Source organism: Microcoleus sp. AT3-A2 (assembly GCF_036705685.1).
GTDB lineage: Bacteria > Cyanobacteriota > Cyanobacteriia > Cyanobacteriales > Microcoleaceae > Microcoleus.
Genome location: NZ_JAUBVF010000021.1, coordinates 1 through 23522, shown reverse-complemented (window position 1 = coordinate 23522; position 23522 = coordinate 1). Strand labels below are relative to the sequence as shown.

Annotated in this window: 11 protein-coding genes; 8 read left to right on the top strand and 3 right to left on the bottom strand. The window is 44.7% G+C overall.

Annotated features, from left to right (window positions below; genetic code table 11):
- Window positions 1-77 precede the first annotated feature (77 nt).
- Entirely contained in the window at window positions 78-10109 is a 10032-nt protein-coding gene (locus tag QUB37_RS14100; RefSeq protein WP_333162909.1) for a tetratricopeptide repeat protein, read from the top strand.
- Window positions 10110-10191: 82 nt separating this feature from the next.
- Here QUB37_RS14100 and QUB37_RS14095 read toward each other — a convergent pair whose 3' ends face one another.
- Window positions 10192-13407 (bottom strand): glycosyltransferase, encoded by a 3216-nt coding sequence (locus QUB37_RS14095; protein WP_333162907.1) that lies wholly within the window; start codon window positions 13405-13407, stop codon window positions 10192-10194.
- A gap of 141 nt (window positions 13408-13548) precedes the next feature.
- Here QUB37_RS14095 and cobA point away from each other — a divergent pair, with 141 nt between their 5' ends.
- The 6 genes from cobA to QUB37_RS14065 all read left to right on the top strand — a co-directional run bounded on the left by cobA (window position 13549) and on the right by QUB37_RS14065 (window position 18101).
- Window positions 13549-15114, top strand: a complete 1566-nt coding sequence (gene cobA / locus QUB37_RS14090) for a uroporphyrinogen-III C-methyltransferase (protein ID WP_333162905.1) — start codon at window positions 13549-13551, stop codon at window positions 15112-15114.
- Window positions 15115-15146: 32 nt separating this feature from the next.
- Window positions 15147-15338 (top strand): hypothetical protein, encoded by a 192-nt coding sequence (locus QUB37_RS14085; RefSeq protein WP_015177921.1) that lies wholly within the window; start codon window positions 15147-15149, stop codon window positions 15336-15338.
- A 16-nt stretch (window positions 15339-15354) separates the two neighbouring features.
- Entirely contained in the window at window positions 15355-15717 is a 363-nt protein-coding gene (locus tag QUB37_RS14080) for a type II toxin-antitoxin system death-on-curing family toxin (protein ID WP_333162903.1), read from the top strand.
- Between the two features lie 227 nt (window positions 15718-15944).
- On the top strand, window positions 15945-17135 hold the full coding sequence (locus QUB37_RS14075) for a tetratricopeptide repeat-containing serine protease family protein (protein WP_333162901.1): 1191 nt from the start codon (window positions 15945-15947) through the stop codon (window positions 17133-17135).
- Between the two features lie 90 nt (window positions 17136-17225).
- A complete protein-coding gene (locus tag QUB37_RS14070) occupies window positions 17226-17804 on the top strand; it encodes a Uma2 family endonuclease (protein ID WP_333162900.1) in 579 nt (192 codons plus the stop codon).
- A gap of 63 nt (window positions 17805-17867) precedes the next feature.
- Window positions 17868-18101: a hypothetical protein gene (locus QUB37_RS14065; RefSeq protein ID WP_333162898.1), complete on the top strand. Its 234-nt coding sequence runs from the start codon at window positions 17868-17870 to the stop codon at window positions 18099-18101.
- A 46-nt stretch (window positions 18102-18147) separates the two neighbouring features.
- On the opposite strand, the gene QUB37_RS14060 is transcribed toward QUB37_RS14065, so the two are convergent.
- Together QUB37_RS14060 and QUB37_RS14055 are read right to left on the bottom strand one after the other, a co-directional pair.
- On the bottom strand, window positions 18148-21174 hold the full coding sequence (locus QUB37_RS14060; RefSeq protein ID WP_333162897.1) for a PAS domain S-box protein: 3027 nt from the start codon (window positions 21172-21174) through the stop codon (window positions 18148-18150).
- Window positions 21175-21208: 34 nt separating this feature from the next.
- Entirely contained in the window at window positions 21209-21364 is a 156-nt protein-coding gene (locus tag QUB37_RS14055; protein ID WP_333162895.1) for a hypothetical protein, read from the bottom strand.
- A gap of 232 nt (window positions 21365-21596) precedes the next feature.
- On the opposite strand from QUB37_RS14055, the gene QUB37_RS14050 reads away from it, so the two are divergent.
- The gene (locus tag QUB37_RS14050; RefSeq protein WP_333162893.1) at window positions 21597-23012 is read left to right on the top strand and encodes a diguanylate cyclase; all 1416 of its coding nucleotides are present in this window, start codon (window positions 21597-21599) and stop codon (window positions 23010-23012) included.
- The last annotated feature ends 510 nt before the right edge of the window (window positions 23013-23522 follow it).

Sequence of the window (23522 nt, the reverse complement as noted above, 5' to 3'; positions counted from 1 at the left end):
CAACGGATTTTGTAACGGATGTAACGGATGTAAGGAAGAAGGCAGTTCGGCAACGAGCAATGTACGGGATGTAACGGATGTCAGTCCGAAGGAAGAAGGAAGGAGGAAGGAAGAAGGAAGGGAGAAGGAGGAAGAAGGAAGGGGGAAGAAGGAAGAAGGAAGGAAGAGTTAACAAATTAGAACAAATTGGCAATTACAAGTTAGCGAACTCCCAAACAACCAAGACAACTATGGCTTCTCAAAAAAAATCGCGGAAATCTGCCTGCAAACTGGGTGCCGAAGACTCTTTGAAATTAGCTTGGGAACATCACCAAGCGGGACGTTTGTTAGAAGCTGAGAATTTGTATCGGCAAATAATAGAAGTGCAGCCGGAATCAGCAAACGTGCTGTGTTTGTTGGGAATAGCGACGAGACAACAGGGAAAGATTGCAGAGGCGATCGACTTTTACGAAAAGGCGATCGCCCAAAACCGCGATTTTGTAGAAGCACATTTAAATAAGGCTAATGTTTTGCTGGATGTACGCGAGTATCAAAGGGCGATCGCCAGTTACGAACAAGTCATCAAAATCCAGCCAAATTCCGCACTCGCCTACAATAATTTGGGCTGGATCAAACAGCAACTCGCTGACATAGACTCAGCAATTTTATATTACCAAACAGCGCTGCGAATTGACCCCAACCTGCACGAAACAGCGCACAACTTAGGACATTTATTTAAACAAAAAAATCAATTAAGCGAGGCAATTGCCTGTTACCTACACGCTTTAAAAATTAATCCAAATTTGACATATTCCCTGATGGAATTGGGAACAGTTTTCCAGCAGCAAGGTAAATTAGCCGAAGCTTTCAACTGCTACCAGCAAGCGGTAAAACTCGACCCCAACAATCCCGAAGCTCACAACAATGTAGGAGCATTTTACCACGAACAAGGCAATGCAAAAGCAGCAATATCCCACTACCGACAAGCATTAAACTTAAAGCCAGATTTCGTGGAGGCTATTAACAATCTCGGACACGCTTTGGTCGATTTAGGAGAGTTTCAAGAGGCTTTTTCTTGTCACAGTCGAGCCTTGGAATTGCAGCCCGACAACGCCATCGCACACCTGGAATTAGGTTTGACTTTGCTATTGTTCGGAGATTATCAGCGCGGTTTTGTTGAATATGAGTGGCGGTGGCGCACTCCGCAACTACAACCGAGGCAATTTAAACAGCCAGTTTGGGATGGTTCGGATTTGCAGGGTAAAACTATTTTACTCCACGTCGAGCAAGGCTTTGGCGATTCTATTCAGTTTATTCGCTACGCGCCGATTCTTCGCAGCAGAGGCGCTAAAGTTATGGTGGCTTGCTATCCAGAACTGATGCGGTTGTTTGCGACAGTTGCTGATATTGAATATTTATCAGTTAGTTTGGAAGGTTTGCCAGAATTTGACGTTCACGCACCTCTGATGAGTTTGCCGCGAATTGTGGGGACAACTCTGGAAACAATACCGGCAAATGTTCCTTATTTAGCTCCGCCTGCTGAGTGCAAATTTGCGCTTTCTTCTGATGCCAAATTGAAGGTAGGGATTGTTTGGGCGGGGAGTCCGAAGCGTCGGAAAGACAATCAGCGTTCTTGCAGTTTGAGCGATTTTATTCTATTTTTGGATGTTCCGGGAATTGCTTTTTATAGTTTACAAAAAAACTTGTCCGAGAGCGATCGCACTTTGTTGCATCAACACTTAGTGCCGGATTTAACTCCGCATTTGAACGACTTTGCTGATACCGCTTCGGCTATATCTCAACTGGATTTAGTCATTACTGTCGATACGGCTGTGGCGCACTTAGCCGGTGCTTTAGGAAAACCGGTTTGGGTGCTGCTTTCTTTTGCTCCTGACTGGCGTTGGCTGCTGGATCGTGAAGATAATCCTTGGTATCCAACTGCGAGGCTTTTCCGCCAAAGTCAGCCGGAAAGTTGGCAAGAATTGTTTGAGGATGTACAGGCGGCTTTGAGTTCTTTTGCGAGCGCCAATACTGTTAGTTATTCCGAGGATTATGCCAAAGATTCGCTTGACTTCGTTTCACTCGCAATGAATGCTAATCATACGGCTTTCATCGATTCTGTGACCCTCAAAAAGGCAGATACAAGCGTAGTTCAAGAGAGTAAAAAAATATTTTTTATTGCGAGCAAAGAGTTAGCAGAAGGCTCCGCAGATAAGCAATCGCAGGGAATTGAGACATCTGTTGCGATCGGAAACGGCGGGGAGAATTTGGTTGTTTTAGAGGATTTATTGCGGCAAGCAGAGCATTTAATGGAAACAGGAGATAGGGAAGAGGCGATCGCCCTTTACGAACAGATAATATCTCTTGATCCAAGTTGCGTCCAAGCGCGGATTAATTTTGGTTTTCTCAAGCAAGAAAAGGGCGAATTGGACGCAGCTATGTCGCATTACCGAGAAGCTTTAGCCATCGATCCAAATATTCCTCAAACAGCTTACAACTTGGCAAAAATTTTTGAGGAACAAGGTAAAGTGGAAGAGGCGATCGCACATTATGAGCAAGCTCTTGTCGCTGAACCTAATTTCGTACCCGCACTGATTAATTTAGCTGTGGCGCAGCAAGAAAAAGGCGAACTTTTCAGGGCGATCGAGTTGTACCGGCGAGCGCTGGAAATTAATCCGCATAGCTGGGAAGCTTATAACAATCTGGCAACTGTTTTGCAAGAACAGGGCAATTTAGAAGATGCGCTGGAGTATTATCACAAAGCTCTAGAATTGCTGCCGGATTTTGTGGAAGCTATCAACAATTTAGGCAGGACGTTTCTGGAAAAAGGCGCGGTAGAAGATGCGATATCCTGCTACAGACGAGCGATTCATTTAAGTCCAAATCACGCTAGCGCTCACCTGAATTTATCCTTGGCTTTGCTGTTGGTGGGAGATTTGGAAAATGGTCTCGCTGAATACGAGTGGCGCTGGCAAATTAAAGAATTTCATACTGGTCATTCCTGTTTTTTGACGGGGCCGGATAATAGTGTTTCGGCGAGAGAATACCGGCCGCTATGGGATGGTTCGGATTTGCAGGGAAAGACTATTTTGCTGCACGCCGAACAAGGTTTAGGCGATTCGCTTCAGTTTATTCGCTATGCTGCGATCGTCAAAAATAAAGGCGGTAGGGTCATTGTTGGCTGTTACCCGCAATTGCACCGTTTGTTTGCCACGGTTGACGGCATTGATTTGCTAATAGTTAAAGGCGAGCCGTTGCCGGAATTTGACGTGCAAGTGCCGATGTTGAGTTTGCCGTATATTCTCGGTACAAAGCTGGAAACAATACCGGCAAATACTGCTTATTTATCTCCGCCAGCAGGTGCTGAATTTGGACTGTTGCCCGATCGCACTTTGAAAGTTGGCATTGTCTGGGCGGGGAATCCAAAACACCGCAAAAACAAGCAGCGTTCGTGCAGTTTGAGTCAGTTTCTGCCGCTTTTGGAGGTTTCGGGGGTAAGTTTTTACAGCTTGCAGAAAGAGGTTTCCGAGGCCGATCGCGCGCTGTTGAATCAAACGTCGATCGTAGATTTGAGCCCGCATTTTGGCGATTTGGCCGATACTGCGGCTGCGATCGCCAAACTGGATTTAGTCATTAGTGTCGATACCGCTGTCGCCCATTTGGCGGGCGCTTTGGGCAAACCAGTGTGGATTTTGCTGGCGTTTTCGCCGGATTGGCGATGGCTGTTGGAGCGCGAAGATAGTCCTTGGTATCCAAGCGCAAGGCTGTTTCGCCAGCATCAGCGGGGCGACTGGGAGGACGTTTTCCATCGGGTGGCGGAAGCTCTAGGCGCGGTTGCGGCTGCATTTGTGCCATCGGATTCGGCGGATGCAGAATTTCGGTTGGGCGTGGATTTGCAGCAGCAAGCCGATTTTGGCGGTGCGATCAAATGTTATGAGCGGGCGATCGCGATCAATCCTAATTACGCAGCGGCGCACAGCAATTTAGGCGTTGTCAAACAGCACAGCGGCCAGCTAACAGAGGCGATCGCGCACTACCGACAAGCCTTAGCAATCGACGGGAATTTGGCGGAAACTGCGAGCAATTTGGGCAGCGCACTCGCGGAAGCAGGGGAGACTGGAGAGGCGATCGCAGAATACGAGCGGGCGCTGTCTTTGAACCCGAATTGCGCGGAAGCGCTGATTAATTTGGGCCTGTTGCGGGAAGAGCAAGGGGATGTGGCGGAGGCTATAAGCTGCTATGAGCAAGCGATTCAAGTCAATCCTAATTGCGCGGTGGCTTATTTGAATTTGGGAATTGCTTTGGAGCAACAAGGGGAGGAAGCGGGCGCGAATTACGAACGGGCGATCGCGAATTACGAACGGGCGATCGCGATCGAGCCAAATTATGTGGACGCCCTGCAGCATTTAGCTTACGCCTCGATCCGACAGGGCCAAATTGACCGTGCGATCGCATACTACGAGCGAGCTCTGGCGCTGCAACCGGCTTTGGCAGAAACTGATCTCGCTTTGGGGAGTTGGCTGTCAAACCAAGATAAGTTAGATGAGGCTCTAGCTTTTTGCCAGCAGGCGATTCAGAAATTGCCAGCCAGTGCACAGGCTCACTGCAATCTGGGAATTGTCCTGCACAAACAGGGCAAAATTGAAGATGCGATCGCCTGCTATCAGCAAGCTTTGAGCCTGAAACCCGACTTTCCACAAGCTTTGAACAATCTCGGCAAAGCTTTTGAGGAAGCGGGAAAAATGGCAGAGGCGATCGATTGTTACCGTCGGGCGATCGAACTCAAACCCGGTTATATCAATCCCCTCACCAGTTTGGGAAGTGCTTTGCACGATCGTGGTCAATTTGCAGATGCTGTCACCTGCTACAGCCAAGCAGTTAAATTCAATGTCGGCCATCCTGAATCTCACCTAAATTTAGGTTTAGCTTTGCTCCTGGCGGGAGACTTTCAGCGCGGTTTTTGCGAGTACGAATGGCGACTCCTAGTTAAAGAAAAACAGTTCCGATCCCACAACTTTATTCAGCCGCTTTGGGATGGCAAAGATTTGCAGGAAAAAACTATTTTGCTTTGCCCGGAACAAGGTTTAGGCGATGCAATTCAGTTTATCCGCTACGCAGATTTAGTCAAGCAAAAAGGCGGTAGGGTAATTGTTTGGTGTTTGCCGCACTTGCAGCGCTTGTTTGCACAAGTTTCGGGAATCGATGGGTTAATAGTTAATCCAGAGGATGCGCCGGATTTTCAAGTTCACGCGCAGCTAATGAGTTTGCCACACCTTCTGGGAACAACTTTAGAAACTATACCCGCCAAAGTTCCTTATTTAGCTCCGCCGCCCGGTTGGGAATTTACTCTCAACCCAACTACTAACTTGAAAGTGGGAATTGTGTGGTCAGGAAATCCTAAAAATTCCCAAAATAATATGCGATCGTTACCGCTAAATTTGTTAACCAAACTGTTAGATATTCCCGGAGCAGATTTTTACAGTTTGCAACAGGAAATGACAGCAGACGATCGCGCTTTGTTAGAGCAAATAGCCGTAACAGATTTAAGCTCTTATTTGCACGACTTGGCGGATACTGCCGCAGCAATCTCGGCTCTGGATTTAGTGATTTCTGTAGATACTTGTGTGGCACACTTGGCTGGTGCTTTGGGCAAACCAGTGTGGATTTTGCTGTGTTTTGTGCCGGATTGGCGGTGGATGTTGCAACGCGAAGATAGTCCTTGGTATCCGACGGCGCGGCTGTTTCGTCAGTCAACAGCGGGGGATTGGGAAGGAGTTTTAGATCGGGCTGCTTTGGCGTTGAGAGAAAGAATTTGTCAGCATCAAGAAGCTCTACCGCCAATAGAAACTCAGACCAATATTCAATTATATCAAAAACAGTTCAATCAGGCAAATATTCTCAAGTCGCAAGGAAGATTTGCCGAGGCGATCGCTTATTTTAAAAATGCTTTGGTTTTGCAGTCTAATTCGATAGAAGCCACCACTAATTTGGCAGTGACGCTGCACCAAACAGGCAATTTAGCCGAAGCTGCCACCTATTATCAGCGCGCGATCGAAATCGACCCTAACTGCGCTCAATCTCACAATAACTTGGGTATTTTGCTGCAAGATCAAGGCAATATACCCGATGCTGTATCTTGCTTTCAAAAGGCGATCGCCCTGAATCCGGTTTACGTCAAAGCTCTCAACAATCTCGGCGCGATCCTCCAGCAGCAGGGCGAGTTGCCGAGTGCGATCGCGTGTTTTCATCAAGCACTTTCTGTCAATGCCAATTACGTGCCAGCGCTGGTAAATTTGGGTGCGGCAATGCAAACACAATCTCAGCTAGCCGAGGCTGAACGCCTTTACGAGCGTGCAATTGGAGTAGAACCGAACAATCCTCAAGGGTACTATCACCTGGGAACATTATGCTTGGCTGCGGGCAAAATAGAACAGGCAATTTCTAGTTTGGAACGAGCAATATCTTTGAATCCGAATTATCTAGAAGCTATTACTAATTTAGGGAGTGCTGTTGAACAATTAGGAGACGTAAATCGAGCAGTTTTTTGTTACAAGAAAGCTCTCGAAATTGATGCAAATTGTGTTAAGGCTCACTTCAATTTAAGCTTAGTTTTGTTATTGACTGGGGACTTGCCGCGCGGTTTAGCAGAATACGAGTGGCGCTGGCAAACAGAACAGGCGAAAAAATTACCACGGTTGAATTTTGACCAACCAGTTTGGGACGGTTCAGATTTGAACGGGCAAACTATTTTGCTCCGATCCGAACAAGGTTTGGGCGATGCGATTCAATTTGTGCGATACGTGGCAATTGTCCAGCAAAAAGGCGGCAGAGTAATCCTTTCTTGCTATCAAGAACTGAAGCGTTTATTTAAGCAGATTCCTGGCATCGAACAAGTGGCGGTTCGGATGGATGAATTGCCGGATTTCCAAGTGCAAGCACCGCTGATGAGTTTGCCGTATATTCTCGGAACAAATTTAGAAAATATACCGGCAAATGTTCCTTATTTAGCTGCGCCGCCGAATTGGCAATTTTCTCTAAATTCCGTGAAGCACAGCTATCCCGTAGGGAATCGCAATTTCAAAGTTGGGATTGCGTGGGCGGGAAGTGTGGAACATTTGAAGGATTTTCAGCGATCGAGCGATTTAAGCTATTTCCTGCAATTGTTAGATATTCCCGGTGTAACTTTTTACAGTCTTCAGAAAGAAATGTCAGCGGGCGATCGTACTTTGTTAACTCAAATTCCCGTGATAGATTTGAGCGACAATTTGAACGATTTTGCCGATACTGCGGCGGTGATATCGCAACTAGATTTAGTAATTTGCGTGGATACTGCTATCGCGCACTTAGCCGGTGCTTTGGGTAAACCGGTATGGATTTTGCTATGTTTTATGCCGGATTGGCGGTGGATGTTGGAACGCGAAGATAGCCCTTGGTATCCGACTGCGCGACTGTTTCGGCAGCAAATACCGGGCGATTGGGTGGGAGTTTGCGATCGCGTAAAAACAGCCTTAAAACACCTAATCTCTACTCGTTCCCAGGCTGTGCCTGATAACGCAGATATAGAGGCTCTGCCTCGATTTGCCTTATCGCCCGCACAGGTACAATTTCACATAGCAAATGCCTTAGAAAAACAAGGTAAAAAAGCAGAAGCTGCCGCTCGTTATGAACAAGTAATGGCTGCCTCACCCAGCCACGCAGAAGCCCACAGTTGTTTAGGTTATCTCAAACAGGAAAACGGGCAAATAACCGAGGCAATTTCGCATTACAAACAAGCGCTAGAAACCAATCCCAACCTGAGTGAAACAAACTTATACTTGGGTTCTGCCCTCGAAGAACAGGGACAAGTCGCAGAGGCGATCGACTTCTACAATAAAGCAATTCAACTACGTCCCAACTCCCCAAATTGGCGCTTGAGACTAGCCTTAGCTTTGCTCTTAAATGGAAATTTTGAGCGTGGTTTTGCGGAGTACGAATCGCGCTGGCAAACTCAACAATTGGATCCGCGCTCTTTTGAGAAACCACTTTGGGACGGCTCTGATTTGCAGGGAAAAACAATTTTATTGCACCCTGAACAAGGTTTTGGTGATACGATACAGTTTATCCGCTACGCGCCTTTAGTTAAGCAAAAAGGTGGCAAAGTTATTGTTGCTTGTCATGTCTTGCTGAAGCGTTTATTTGAAGGAATTGCAGGAGTAGATCGAGTAGGAGTCAAGCCTAGCGACTTGATAGATTTTCAAGTGCAAGCCCCGCTGCTAAGTTTGCCGCGAATTCTGGGAACGACTTTGGAAAATATACCGGCGAATATTCCTTATTTAGCTCCGCCACAGGATTTTAAATTTTTCCTAGAGGCGAACAATAAACTAAAAGTAGGTATTGTGTGGGCGGGCGGCCCGCTGCACCGCAACAATCATCGGCGATCGTGTAAATTGAGCGATTTTTTGAAATTTGTAGATGTTCCGGGAGTGAGTTTTTACAGTCTTCAGAAAGATTTGTCAGCGGGCGATTCCCTACAAGATAGCTGCGCTTCACGCACTTTATTAAAGCAACACCAAATTGAAGATTTGAGCGAACATTGCGTCGATTTTGCCGACACAGCAGCAATTATTTCGCAACTCGATTTAGTAATTTGCGTAGATACTTCTGTCGGGCACTTGGCCGGTGCTTTGGGCAAACCCGTCTGGATTTTGCTGTCTTTCGTGCCCGATTGGCGCTGGATGCTGGAACGCGAAGATAGCCCTTGGTATCCCACTGTGCGGTTGTTTAGGCAGCAAAAAGCCGGTGATTGGGATGGAGTTTGCGATCGTATAAAAGCAGCCTTAGAACAGCTAATTTCCCCTCCTCTCTCTCGTTACCAGGCTCTGCCTGGTAACGCATATTCAGAGGCTCCGCCTCAAATCCAACCCCCAGAAACTCCGCCTCAAATCCAACCCCCAGAAACTCCCCCACAAATTACCGGAATGGGCATCAGTTGGCCGATCAGCATCACCAGCGGCTGGGGAATTTACGCCATGAATTTAACACTACAACTGCGGCAAAATCCAGCCTGGGAAGCTGCACTTTTAGCACCGCCATCAATCACCTCAGAATCAATGAATCCGCTGCATAAATCGCTGTTGTTACCTGTAATTGAAAAGCACAAAACTTTTCAGGAATTAGTAGCAGCCAATTCCGACAAACAAATCAGTTGTAATTTTCCCGTACTTTACGCTTTGGGGAATAATTTAGCATCCTCTGGAGTTGACAATCAAATTACCAGCGCTTGTCAAATAGGAGTCATATTTTTTGAAGACACACGAATCACAGCAGAAGCACTAGAAACAGCCAAAAAATATAGCGTGATTGTCGCCGGTTCCAACTGGAATGCGGATGTTTTGAGAAGCTGCGGCTTGACTAATGTGGCGATGGTACATCAAGGAATTGACCCAACAATTTTCCATCCTGCACCCAAATCTAATCTATTTGGCGATCGCTTCGTCATTTTCTCCGGCGGCAAATTGGAATATCGCAAAGGTCAAGATATTGTAATTGCCGCTTTCAAACGATTTCGCGCCAAACATCCAGAGGCTTTGTTACTAACAACATGGCACAATTTTTGGCCTCAGTATATGTTAGGAATCGAACAAACCGGAAATGTTGCCGGACTTCCCAATATCAACCGAGACGGAAGTTTAGGAATTTCGCAATGGTTAGTGGCTAACGGTTTGCCGGTTGACTCTTTTATCGACATCGGCTTAATTCCCAATCACCTCACCGGACAAATTTTGCGAGAAGCCGACTGTGCTGTTTTCACTAACCGCTGTGAAGGCGGCACTAATTTAGTCGCAATGGAAAGTATGGCCTGCGGAATTCCGACTATTTTATCAGCAAATACTGGTCATTTAGACTTAATTTACAGCCACATTTGCTATCCTTTATGGAGTCAAGGACGAGTTAAACAGACTGCTCCTTTTTCTGGTGTAGAAGGTTGGGGAGAGTCTGATGTGGCAGAAGTTGTTGAGGCTTTGGAACAAGTTTATACTAATCGCGAAGAAGCAAAACGGATCGGTTTAGCTGCGGCTAACTTTATGCTGGATTGGACTTGGGAAAAACAGGTTAAGCGTTTTTTGGATGTCATATCAAATTCGCTTTAATAATCCTCTTTTTCCGACGAACATAAGTGGCTACTACACAAACAAAGTTTGTTTTTGCGGACTACAGAATAAAGAATCCAGATTAACTTGCGATTTGTCCCAATAGCTTTTCAGCACTATTCACACTTTCCATATCGTAAAGTTCCCGGTTGTAACAAACAATTTGTGCTACCAACTTTTGATGATATTGCTGAGCTTTTGCCAACATAGAACCCTGGGAACGCCGATAATTGACAACGACTTCTCTCGTTCCCAAAAAGGGAATATTGTGCTTGTGGCAGTTCACCCAAAACTCCCAATCTTCGTAACCTTCCTTCATCCCAACTTTGTACCCGCTGACCAAATCCAAAATAGATTTGTGATAAAGTGAAGACGGGTGAATCATGTTAGATTTCTTGATATTTTCGGGCGAATACAACTCGTAACTTGGTACTATACGATTTTCCGTGCCAAACATTTGATAAGAACCAAAGGCTACGCAAGGTACATTTGATTTTAAACATATTTCTAAAAGGTCAGTCAAGCCGTTTTCAGCTAGGATATCATCGGCATCTAAAGGCATGATGTATTCACCGTTTGCGGTTGCTATGCCCGCATTTCTAGCACTTGAAAGCCCTTGATTTGTTTGTTCTACAAGAGTAATTTGATATTGGGAATTTGCTAATATTAAATTTTTGGCAACTGTGCTGGTACTATCTAAGCTGCCGTCGTTGACAATGATAATTTCCCAATTTTTGTAAGTTTGGTTAATCACGCTAGTTACTGCTTCCACCAAAAAATGAGATTGATTGTAGCAGGGAATAATCACAGATACCAAAGGTCGATCTGCCAATTGTGGCGATGCTGTAACTTGTTTGACACTTTCTGATTGTAAATTCTGTGCCGAATTTCTAGCAGATTGTAAGCTGTAAAAATAAATTTTGGGATGGACGATCGCTAATTGATTCAGATCGGTATTTTGATATTCATTTACTAACCTCGGATATCCAGACAAGTATTCTTGTTTAACAAAAATCAAGATATTCTGAGCGTACCAAGGCTCTACTTTGTTATTGTTCCATATTTTTTTTCTCAAGCAGTCAATAACTGCATAACCGTTTTTCTGAAAGTAATAAACCCAATATTGTGGCCACTGTTCGTTAACGTGTTCGACGCCTCCTTGAAATGGTATCGCAGCAGAAAACAGAATCACCGGTGCTAGTTGAGTGAGAGAATTAACAAAGTTTTCGGCACAGGTAGCCGGCAAATGTTCGGCAACTTCCAGAGAAATTGCTAAGTCAAACTTTCGGTTTATTTGTAGCGGTTGCTTTAAATCGGCGGATTGGAACTGATTTAAAGGAATTTGTAAAATAGTGCGATCGACATAATCGCCATCTATTCCCAAACAATCAGCAATTCCCAACTTGTGAAACACAGCTAACCAACTTCCCGTACCGCAGCCCACATCCACTACACTTTTAGGTAAAATCGGTTGCAGCAAGTCTAACAGCAGGGGAATAATTTCTCTAGCAGAAGTGCGAGTTCCTTCTCCGATTAATTGGTAAAAATCTCTTGTATAAGATGACTGTTGGTTTTGATTGGTTTGGCTCGCTGTTTGAGAATTAATTGTCTCTAAACTGCTAATATTGTAACCGTGCAAATGTGCTGGCAACTGCCAGGAAATATTGGGGTCGGGTTGATGTTTTACTGGCTCGACATTGCCCCGCCAAGCAGCCCCCATAATTTGCATTGTTTGATATACTACTGTTTGCCATCCCCTTTGCTTCAAATAATCTAAACCTTTACCAACATCTGGAGCGGTTAAATCGTGAAATAAAATTATTGCATCTTCCTCCGCCAATTTTTCACACGCAATGGCATCATTTAACGGCCCATCACCTCCGTGTTCTCCGTCAATAAAAATTAACGACCATTTGCGGTTGAATTGAGCGGAAAATTCTTCTACTCTTTGGGGGCTATAGCCGGGTATTAGCTCGACTGAGGTTTGAACGCCAGACGCATTTAGAGCACCTTGAATTGAATCGATTACGCTTTGTCTGATGTCCTCTCTTTCTAACAGCGGATCTACGACATCTAACTCAACTCCTGCGAGGGCTAAGTGACAGGCCGACCACCCTAGCCAGCAGCCTATTTCTAAGGCTTTTTTACCTTTGAATTGCAGAGCTGTATTGTAAAGGATGTGTGCTTCGTCGCGATTCAAAAACCCGATGAATGGATAGCGCTTGTCTGCATACCAATTATGCGGAACTTCCCGGCGCAAATAAGGCCAGTTACTCGTATTTGGGTCGGCAACAATCATATTGGGGAAATAGGAGTCAGGTATAATTATTTGGAATCCTGGCGAGACATAATCCCCTGGATGCAATAAATTATTTTTGCTAATTTCAGGTTGTTGATAAGTCATTTTTGGTTCTTGAAATATTTGTACTGCTTCGTGTTTTTTAGGTTGGTAACGGACGCTGATTTCCAGTATATCGCCGTCAGTTGCCATCAATTGTACTCGGTCAAACTGCTGGCGGCCAGCTAAATGCAAAATGCCGATCGCCTCCTGCGGCAAGTACGGCTCCACAAAACAGCCTCGCTGCTTGTCCCAAACCGGAAAACCGTTAAATATCCAATTGCACCAAGCTGGGAGCATTTCAGTGAGATTGAACAATTCGCCACTGTAAACAGCGAGGTTGAGGGCAAATTGATCTGTCATGACACAGCCGGACTTTTGCAATCCTTGATTGAGTTTTTCCGCCCATATTTCCCAGTGCAAAGCATTTTTTCTGAGTGCGAAAACTCCGGCATTTAATATCGGATAGCTGTAGAATTTTCGAGCAATTTCTTCACCAAAGTTAGCTTCATATTGTTGATAAACCCACTGCCAAAATTGAGGAAGTTGTCCGTACTGCTGCAAGCTCGCCCTGTGAACTTCGGGAACAATTGCCAGTCCCCGGCGCGATGCTCCTTCAACCAACAAATTAATTGCTCTCCAGTCTTGAACCCAAGCATCCGCATCAATCCAGAGGTATATATCAAAATTGGGAAAGTATTTTCGCAAACAAGGTCTAACTAATAGCCCTTTTAAATGTTCGGGAGATTCATTTCTGCCAGGAAAGTCAAAGTCCCAATCGGGCTTTTGAATGATATTAACTTGTGTTTTTAACCACTGCAATTGTTCGGGAGTGCAGCCGAGATCGAAAAAGCCGATCGCCACATTTTCGCCCTCGGGTTTTTCCCGCACCGATAAAATAGTGCCTCGCACCAATTCAAAGTAATTTGCATCGGCGGCTGTGATGATGATAATCTGCATAAATAGCTTTTCTTATACAATAAACTGCTGAGTATACCGTAGGGTGCGCCTCGGCGGGTCTTACTATAGTGTAGGGTGCGCCTCGGCCCGTCTTACTATAGGCTAGCAATATTCATAAAACTATACTATCGAGGAGGAATTGTGAAACACCAAAAAGGGAAAGTTTATCTAGTCGGTGCGGGGCCCGGAGATTGTCACTTGATGACAGTGCGATCGCACAAACTGCTATCCGAAGCCGAAGTCTTAATCTATGACGCTCTAATCGACATCCCACAACTCGAATTAATCCCAGCAACTTGTCGGAAAATAGAAGTCGGCAAACGTGGCGGCAAACCTTCCACCCAGCAGCAAGAAATTAACCGTTTGCTGGTAGAACATTGCAAGTTAGGCCAACAAGTGGTGCGGCTAAAAAGCGGCGATCCGTTTATTTTTGGTCGTTCTAGTTCCGAAATTCAAGCATTAATCACAGCGGGCTGCGAGTTTGAAGTAATACCCGGAATATCCTCCGCATTAGCCGCACCTTTACTAGCAGGAATTCCCCTCACAGATCCGGTGATGAGCCGCTGTTTCGCAGTGATGAGCGCCCATGAACCGGATGCTCTAGAATGGGAAGCATTAGTGCAGATAGAAACTTTGGTAATATTGATGGGAGGGCGCAATTTAAGCGAGATCATCTGGCAATTGCAAAAGCACGGACGATCGCCCGAAACTCCGATCGCCATTATCCGAGATTGTGGCCGCCCCGAACAGCAAATTTGGCTCGGCACTCTCTCCAACATTGTACAGCAAACAGCAGGTCAATCTCTATCGCCTTGCGTGACCGTAATTGGGGAAGTAGTTAGATTGCGCGAATATTTAATCCAGCCAGAAAGCACAAATATGATCGATACACCTGTCACCATTAATAACAGCCAATTGCCGCTAGCAGGAAAAACCATTTTAGTCACGCGATCGGTTTCTCAGTCTGCTGAATTTAGCGATCGACTCCAGCAACAAGGAGCCCGCGTTATCGAAATGCCCGCCTTGGTAATTCGACCGCCGTCCACTTGGGAACCATTAGACAGTGCGATCGCACAATTGTCAAGCTTTCACTGGTTAATTCTCACTTCCCACAACGCTGTAGACTGCTTTTTTCAACGATTACAAGCAAAAGGCAAAGACGCGCGCAGCTTGTTTGGTATTAAAATAGCAGTTGTCGGGAAAAAAACAGCAGAAAGTTTGCGATCGCACTCTCTACAACCAGACTTTATTCCCCCCAACTTTATCGCCGATTCCCTAGTCGAAAACTTCCCCGATAACTTGCAAAACTGCAAAATCCTATTTCCGAGAGTAGAAAGCGGCGGCAGAGAAGTTTTAGTAAAAGAATTTACCGCCAAAGGATCGCAAGTAATAGAAGTGCCAGCTTACCAATCTTGCTGTCCCGAAACTATCGAGCCGATCGCCCTATCCGCACTCCAAAATCAAGCGGTAAATATCATAACTTTTGCCAGTTCAAAAACCGTGCATAACTTTTGCAGTCTCATACAACAAAGCCCAAAATTGTCCTTGTCTAAGGATTGGTTGGAAAACGTTTGCATTGCATCCATCGGCCCGGAAACTTCCAAAAGCTGCCAAAATTTATTGGGTAAGTTAGATGTGGAAGCTAAGGAATATACCTTGGATGGGCTGACTGAGGCGATCGTTGAATGGGCACAAGCGAGGTTGTAAAATAGTTGTACGATCATTAGGAGGAAAGAAACATGACCGCAAAAGACCAACTTCTTCAAGAACTCGACCAAGTACCAGAACCCTTGCTGCTGAAAGTGCTTGAATTTGTTCGTTCCTTAAAGACTGAAGAAGAACAACAAAAACTAGAAGCCAAAGCATGGCAGGCATATCTAGATTCAGAACGCGAAAGAAAGGAGGTTTACCGTCGCCTTGCCAACTCCTAATTTTGTCAGCAAAAGTATGGTTTTAAGTATCCACGCCAGACAGATAGAGATATTTGGCGGCACTCCCGGCGTCAGAGACGAAGGCTTGTTAGAGTCGGCTTTGGCTCAACCGCAAGCAACTTTTTGCTGTCAATTTTTGCATTCCACAATTAGCGAACAAGCTGCCGCCTATCTCTATCACATAGCGATTAATCATCCGTTTATTGACGGCAATAAACGAACGGCTTTTGCAGTGAAAGATACCTTTTTGCGTTTGAATGGTTGCGCTCTGAATTTAACGGACGATGGAGTATATGATTTAGTCATGCGAGTCGCACGGGGAACCATAACTAAGGAAGAATTAAGCACCGAGTTTGAGTCATGTATTATTGAGTTTTGATAAGATAAGTTGGGCAGCCTTCATTGAGATTAAGTAATGTGCAGCGTACTCACGCGACATTGAAATAGCGAATCGCGGAACAAAAAAGCGAGTAAAATTATCACTAAAGAACAAAGCCGAGATTTTTTGCGTCAAATCAGTAATAAAACTAAACAGAAAAAAGCACAAACCGCCGATCGCCCTTTCTCCGTCCAATCCCGCTACCCAGCTACAAATTACCAACAGCCATGAATATAAACTTTTCTCGTTACGACACCCTAACCACCTTGCTAGCAGGAACAACCGCAGCCTTAACCATAGTCATCAGTCAGCCCGCGATCGCCAAAACGCCCCAAGAAGTCGCCAGCATTGCCGGGCCGCTGACAGTACAAATTAACAGTTCTCTCGGAGACGGTTCAGGCGTAATAATTGCCAAAACAGGTAAAACTTACACAGTTTTAACAGTCAACCACGTCGTAGAAAAAGCAGACGTGAAATACACCGTTCGCACCTCTAAAGGCAAAAACTATCAAGCAACTGCAGTCACCCGCTTGCAAACCGCCGAAACTGACCCGGATTTAGCCGTAGTCAAATTTGAAAGCCCCGAAGAATATCCAGTCGCGACGATCGCCGATTCCGATCAAGCCGTCATCGGCACTCAAATCTTCGTTTACGGCTATCCCGCTACGGGCGGACTTTTCGGCGCCGAACGAGAACCAGAACTCTCTCCCGGACTCGTTACCAGCCGCCCACGCAACCGCCCGGAAGGTTACACTTTGCGGTATCAAGCCGTAACTTGGAGTGGCATGAGTGGCGGCCCAGTTTTTGACTCCGAAGCCCGAGTCATCGGTTTACACGGACAAGGCGAATTCGGTTTCGCCCAAACCAGTTCCGGCGAAGTCGCCCCGATTAAAACCGGATTTAACGCAGCAGTTCCCATCAATACATTTATCGCGAAGCTGGTGGCGGCGGGAATAAACAAATCCGAGTTGAAAGTAGACAATACTCCCGCAACGATCGGCCCGGTATCCACCGCCAATCCGCAAGATGCCCAAGCTTATTATTTTCGAGGGCTTTCGCTGTTAGATCAAGGAGATGCTTGGGAGGCGATCGCCGATTTCAACAGAGCACTCGCTTTCAAGCCCAAATATACCCCTGAATTGTATTTTAATATCGGTAATGCCCGCACTTTCATCACCGCCGGCTTGCCCCAACTCGGACCCACACGCGGTTCCACTGCTATTCAAGCATACACGCGGGCGATCGAAGCCAATCCCGGTTTTGCCGACGCCTACTACAACCGAGCTTTAGCTTACCTTGAAAACGAAAACCAACCGAAAGCAATTGCTGACTTTCAAAAAGCAGCAGAACTTTACAAGCAAGGCGGAAGAACCAGCGCCTATCAAGACGCACTCAACAGAATCAAGCAATTGCAGTAGAATTAGAAGTTAATAATTAAGAATTAAAAATGAGTAATCCCATTTTTAATTCTTAATTATGTAGTTCATAAAAACAGCAGGTAAATAACCATGACTGCTATCACCTTAAACCTCAACTCCCTTATCAAACTAACTTCAGAACAGTTTTATCAACTGTGCGAAGAAAACCCAGACTTGAAACTCGAACGCAACGCCAACGGAGAATTAATTGTCATGCCGCCAACCGGAGGAGAAACAGGGAAACGCAATGTCAAATTGACTACACAATTGGATGTGTGGAACGAACAAACCGAACTCGGCGAAGTGTTTGATTCCTCCACAGGATTTACCCTTCCCAATAAAGCCGATCGCTCTCCCGATGCTTCTTGGGTAGAAAAATCCCGCTGGTCAGCTTTGACGCCCGAACAAAGAGAAAAATTTATCCCGCTTTGTCCCGATTTTGTCATTGAATTAGTCTCGCCCAGCGACAGCCTAAAAAAGACTCAGGAAAAAATGCAAGAATATATAGAAAATGGCTGCCGTTTGGGTTGGCTGATTAACCGCAAAAAACGCGAAGTTGAAATTTATCGCCCCGGTCAAGATGTGGAAGTTTTACAATCTCCTCTCACTCTTTCTGGGGAAAATGTTTTGCCGGGATTTGTTCTCAATTTGCAAAAAATTTGGAATTAGCAGAATTCAATTATCAATTATATTATCTTCGGTAAAATAAACGTTACCAGTTCGTAGTGAGGAATGCAACTCCGAGCGAGTTGGATTCAGATTAAAGCGGGTTACTTCAACTTGCGATACTCTCCGCCCATGCTGGAAAAAATTATCAGTTTATCGATCGTCTCTCCGCTGTTATTTGCGGGCGAGTTTTATCTGCATCATTTCTACATTAAACCCAAAAAATTCCTCGAAATTTCCGAAGAAGATGAAGGCGTTATCATCAAAGACAGCATCGACACTTTAGTGTTAAAAGATTAGTTGTGGCTGATGGTAATAGAATCAAATTTGTCCTTAAACTCGATAACTAAACTTGATTCGGTAGCAGAGGTCGAATTAACTCCACAATTTGGTCATACTTAAAGTTATTGACACAATCAATTAGCGCACTGGAAAGGGTTGATTGAGATGCGGGAATTTGTTTGATTAGCTCGTTCATAACTTCAGGATCAACATAGTAGGCAGCTTGATACATTTGTTCTAACCACTGAGAGGACATCACGGCTAGATCTTCTGGAGATAAAGAATCAACAAATAGTTTTTGACAATCTTTTCCTACAACTGTACAGATGTACTCTACTCCCAAGTGTTGAGCGAGTTTGTCAAAGACGAGCCTTTCCTGAAATGGCTTGCTCATAAAGTCGTCACAACCAGCCATAAGAGCTTTCTCTCGCTCTTCTTCAAAAGCACTGGCAGTTAAAGCAATAATGACAGTTTCTTGTCCCTGATGGTGTTCTCTAATGCGTTTAGTAGCTGTGTAGCCATCCATGATCGGCATTCGTAGATCCATCCAAATCAAGTGGGGGAACCAACTTTCCCACAGGGATAGTGCTTCAACTCCCTGTGTTGCTTCGCGCACCTCAAAACCGACTGAGGTAAGGAGTTTGACCAATAAGCGACGATTTTCCTCTACATCTTCAACCACAAGGATGCGGTAAGTTGGTTGTCCTGGAGCTATACCAATCACTCTTTGTTTAAGCAATTCTGAGGCAAGGCAGACTGCTTGAGGTAACTTTACCCCAACTTCAAAGTAAAAAATGCTGCCCTGATTCAATGTGCTTTGAACCTGAATCTGACTACCCATGAGTTGGACAAATCTTTGGCTGATAGCTAGACCTAGACCAGTACCTTGATTCAATTTATTCCCAGCTTCAGCTTGCACGAACGCCTTAAATAAGCTCTCAACTTCTGTTGGAGCAATTCCCACTCCAGTATCCTCAATTTCAAAACATAGGCGACAGGACGTTTGGTCGCTCTGTTCTGATCTTACTCGTAAGGTGACGCTTCCTTGATTAGTAAACTTAATCGCATTACCGAGCAGATTGACTAATACTTGATACAGTTTTTTCTCATCGATATGCACAAATTGGGGAAGATTGGTGTCTCGCTCAACAATTAGTTTCAATCCTTTCGATTGGGCTTTAATTTGCAACATTTCTTCAAGAGACATCAGCAAATTTTTTAGGTCAAAGTCAGAAAGATAGAGTGTCATCTGTCCGCTCTCAATTTTGGATAAATCTAAAATGTCGTTAATCAATTCCAATAAATGTGTGCCGCTACGATTGACGATCGCCAGATCTTGTTGGAGTTCGGGAGTCAGAACAGGATCGTAACTCATCAATTGCGTAAATCCCAAAATAGCATTGAGAGGAGTACGGAGTTCGTGGCTCATATTGGATAGAAACATACTTTTGGCTTTGTTTGCTGTTTCTGCTGCTTCTTTAGCTTGCTCAAGTTCCAACTCGGCTTGTTTGCGATCGCTAATGTCAATTAAATATCCCAACATTTCCACTGGTCTACCTGCCCGATCTCGAATTAGTCTGAGTTGACCGAGTATCCAGCGATAAACCCCATCAGAGCGACGAAGACGGTATTCATGGAAATAAAAATCATTGACGAATAGATTGGCTAAGCCATTAACTACTCGTTCTAGATCATCTGGGTGTAAGTTATGCACCCAAAATTCAGAATCTTCTAAAAAAGCAATGCTTTCATAGCCCAATACATCTTTGACATTTTCGCTGATGAACGTTGCTCCATAATTGCCATCAGGTTGACAGCTAAAAATAACGACGGGGCTGTAGTTCAGGAGAAAGTTGAGGCGATTTGTGGTAGCCTGCAAAGCTTGCTCAGCTTGTTTCAGTTCTGTCACATCCTCCTGAACGGCAACATATACGGTTCCATATTCAGGATGCTCAAACCTAGATGTATGAACCCTGCACCAAAAAAGTCTTCCATCTTTTTTCTTATTGTAGATTTCATATTGGGCTTCTCCTTTCTGCTCAAGTTGAGTGACAAGATCTACAACGCTTGCGTCTGGTGTAACCTGTGTATCGATATAATTCAAGACAACAACCGATTGACCTGCGAGTTCGCCATCTGTGTAGCCAAACATAGCGTCAAATTTGGGATTGGTGTAGACGATTCTGAGATCTGAGGCTTTAATTAAACACACTCCACCTGCCATGTTATTCATAATAACACTCTGAAGCTCTAGCGTCTTTTGAGCTTCTTTTCGAGCGGTAATGTCTTGGATTTGACCAATAAAATGCAGTGGGTTTTCCTGTTCATCTTGTACTACCGAGCCATCAAGAAGAATCCAAATTATATGTCCTTGTTTATGGAAATAACGTTTTTCTATTTGGTAAGTTGAAATTGTTCCTGCTAATAGTTGATGCACATAACTAAGATCCCCGTCTAAATCATCAGGATGGGTAATGTCTTGGAAAGTTAACGCTAACAACTCTTCTGAGGAGTAGCCAAGAATCTGACATAAGGCAGGATTGACTTTAAGCCAGTGCCCATCAAGTGAAACGATCGCCATTCCAATAGACGCATTTTCAAACGCATTGCGAAACTGCTCTTCACTGTTTCGTAAAGCCACCTCAATTTGTTTGCGTTCGTTTTCAGCCCGCTTGCGATCCTTGATCTCCTTCTCTAAGGCTTGATTTGCCGCCATAAGTTGAGCTGAACTAGGTAAAGCTAAAGCTGATGGAATTAACAAGACTAGCTCAGATGCAGTATATATAGAAATCAGAGCAGTAATAGCTTTAATTCCTCCAGAAAGCCAATAAGTAGGAAACCAAAGCGTCCAAATTTCCATAATATGAGTTGTACCACAGGCAATTATGAAGGCGCCAAACAGAAAAAATACTTTCTGAAATGGAGTATCTTGGCGCTGTCGCACAAAGTAGATTAGCATGATTGGGATGGAGTAGTAAGCTAAAGCGATTAAACCATCGGATAAAATATGTAATCCTACTAAGTTTGTTTGCCAGAGATAGCAGTGACCATGAGGAATGAATCCTCCTGTCTCAAAAAAATGTGTAATCATACATAACCTGCATTATTCATGAGTGCTGAAGTGCTTAGCGATTGAGTTCTGCCATTGCCCGCTTCAGGGTCGAAGTCTTACCGGGAAAACCACTTTTGAGTAGGGAGATGTCAAATTGCCAACCTAGCAGCACGAGACATCCGATCGCAATGACGAGTAGACTTGCCCTTTCAGAAATGTGCTTGTTCATAAATCGGCTGCTTGGGTTGAAAAAATGTTCTCCTAATGTTACCCAAAACGAAGAAGGGCAACCACGGGCGGATTATCCCTACCTCAACAAGTCAGATTTTGTAGGGGCTGTGCCAGTGTGCCAGTCCGAGAACTCTGCGATCGCAGGACTTCTTTGTGCGTCAAGTGAGTGGATAACCTAATAATTCAACTATACTCTTATTCATAGGTTTATAGTCCTCTGGCAAGAAACTATGGAAATCAGTAGGATTGTCGATACAACTAGCAATAGAGTTAGCGATCCAGCTACCAACTACCGAGGCAATATTTTAATTGTTGACGATCTCCCTGATAACCTGCATCTTCTCAGCCGTACTTTGAAGAGACATGGTTATAAAGTTCGCAGTGTCACAACAGGCGCAATGGCGCTCCGAGCCGCCAAATCGCCATCGACGGAACTAATCTTACTTGACATTAAATTGCCTGATATTGATGGCTATGAAGTTTGTAAACAATTAAAATCTGACGAGCAAACCACAGGCATTCCGATAATTTTTTTGAGTGCTCTCAATGAAACTTTCAATAAGGTTGAGGGGCTTGCTGTTGGTGGGGTAGATTATATTGCTAAGCCGTTTCAAGCCGAAGAAGTATTAGCTCGTGTCGAAACTCACTTAACCATCCGACGGTTGCAACAAAGCCTCCAAGAGCAGAATTTACGTCTCTTGAGAGAAATGGAAGAACGCCAACGTCTAGAAGCCTCCCTCTTTGCCGAAAAAGAACTAGCTCAAGTGACTCTCCAATCGATTGGTGATGCAGTTATTACTACCAATGCTCAAGGTAATGTGCGATTTTTCAATCCTATCGCTGAGCAACTGACAGGCTGGAAGGCTCATGAGGCTAAGGGACTCCCCCTGTCTACAGTCTTTGAAATTGTCAATGAAGTAACGCGAAAGCCAGTAGAGAATCCGATCGGCAAGGCTATGTTGGAGAAGCGCATTGTGGGCTTAGCTAACCATACTATTCTCATTGCCCGCGATGGGACTGAGTATGCCATTGAGGACTCAGCAGCACCGATTCGAGACCGCCAAGGTCAAATTATCGGGGCCGTTATCGTCTTTCATGATGTTACCGAATCGCGCAATCTTGCTCGTCAACTCTCTTGGGAAGCCAGTCACGATGCTCTGACAGGTTTAATCAACCGTCGAGGATTTGAGCAGCGACTAATGGAGGCGATCGCCTCTGTTCAAGATAGCAATCAGCAGCACGCTCTCTGTTATTTAGATTTAGATAAGTTCAAAGTCGTTAACGATACCGCCGGTCATTGTGCTGGCGATGAGCTACTGCGCCAAATCACTACACTTGTACAAAAGGGAGTCCGGGCTAATGACATACTGGCTCGCTTGGGAGGTGATGAATTTGGTCTTTTGCTTACTAAATGTCCCCTCTCTAAAGCAGCTCAGATTGCGGAAAACCTCAAAGATTTAGTGCATCAGTTTCGGTTTATTTGGGATAGCAAAACCTTTATCATCGGGGTCAGTATTGGAGTTGTTGCCATTAACCAAGACAGCCAAGATTTGATGGAGGTTATGAGGACCGCTGATGTAGCTTGTTATGCTGCCAAAGGCAAAGGTCGCAACTGTGTTCATGTTTATCCTCTAGATGATGGCTAACTAATATAATTAGACAACGTGGTGAGAGGCAGTTGATTTCCAACATCCGCCGTACGTTAAAAACCAATCGTTTTTGTCTCTACTCCCAAAAGAGTGGATCTATTACCTCTAACCCCTCATTAGAGTATTATGAAATATTGTTAAAAATGCTAAACGAAAACCGAGAAAGCGTGGCTTCCACTGAGTTTATTCTCACCGCAGAGCGTTATGGCTTGATAACCAAGAGCGATTGTTTTTGGGTAATCGAAACTTTTGGATTAAATTATCATAACTGTAGTTTAGACTAAATAAAGATGAGAAAGGTGGCTTCAGAAGAACTAGAGCCACCGCGCTGGGAGAGAATAAGGGTGAAAAGAAAACATATCCACTCCCTTAATGAACAGTGAACGATTAAAAGACTTTCGTCAAGCAGCATACGAGTTATTAGTGCTGGCGAAAGATGCAACATTCGAGCTGATGGATGCAGTAATGACAACCAGGAATGCGGCTTGTTTGGCGGAATTTTCGCTC

Bases quoted from the DNA above. Each gene is read 5' to 3' on its own strand.
- QUB37_RS14100 (WP_333162909.1), top strand. From the start codon at position 78: ATGTCAGTCCGAAGGAAGAAGGAAGGAGGAAGGAAGAAGGAAGGGAGA.
- QUB37_RS14095 (WP_333162907.1), bottom strand. From the start codon at position 13,407: ATGCAGATTATCATCATCACAGCCGCCGATGCAAATTACTTTGAATTG.
- QUB37_RS14085 (WP_015177921.1), top strand. From the start codon at position 15,147: ATGACCGCAAAAGACCAACTTCTTCAAGAACTCGACCAAGTACCAGAA.
- QUB37_RS14080 (WP_333162903.1), top strand. From the start codon at position 15,355: ATGGTTTTAAGTATCCACGCCAGACAGATAGAGATATTTGGCGGCACT.
- QUB37_RS14075 (WP_333162901.1), top strand. From the start codon at position 15,945: ATGAATATAAACTTTTCTCGTTACGACACCCTAACCACCTTGCTAGCA.
- QUB37_RS14070 (WP_333162900.1), top strand. From the start codon at position 17,226: ATGACTGCTATCACCTTAAACCTCAACTCCCTTATCAAACTAACTTCA.
- QUB37_RS14065 (WP_333162898.1), top strand. From the start codon at position 17,868: ATGCAACTCCGAGCGAGTTGGATTCAGATTAAAGCGGGTTACTTCAAC.
- QUB37_RS14060 (WP_333162897.1), bottom strand. From the start codon at position 21,174: ATGATTACACATTTTTTTGAGACAGGAGGATTCATTCCTCATGGTCAC.
- QUB37_RS14055 (WP_333162895.1), bottom strand. From the start codon at position 21,364: ATGAACAAGCACATTTCTGAAAGGGCAAGTCTACTCGTCATTGCGATC.
- QUB37_RS14050 (WP_333162893.1), top strand. From the start codon at position 21,597: ATGGAAATCAGTAGGATTGTCGATACAACTAGCAATAGAGTTAGCGAT.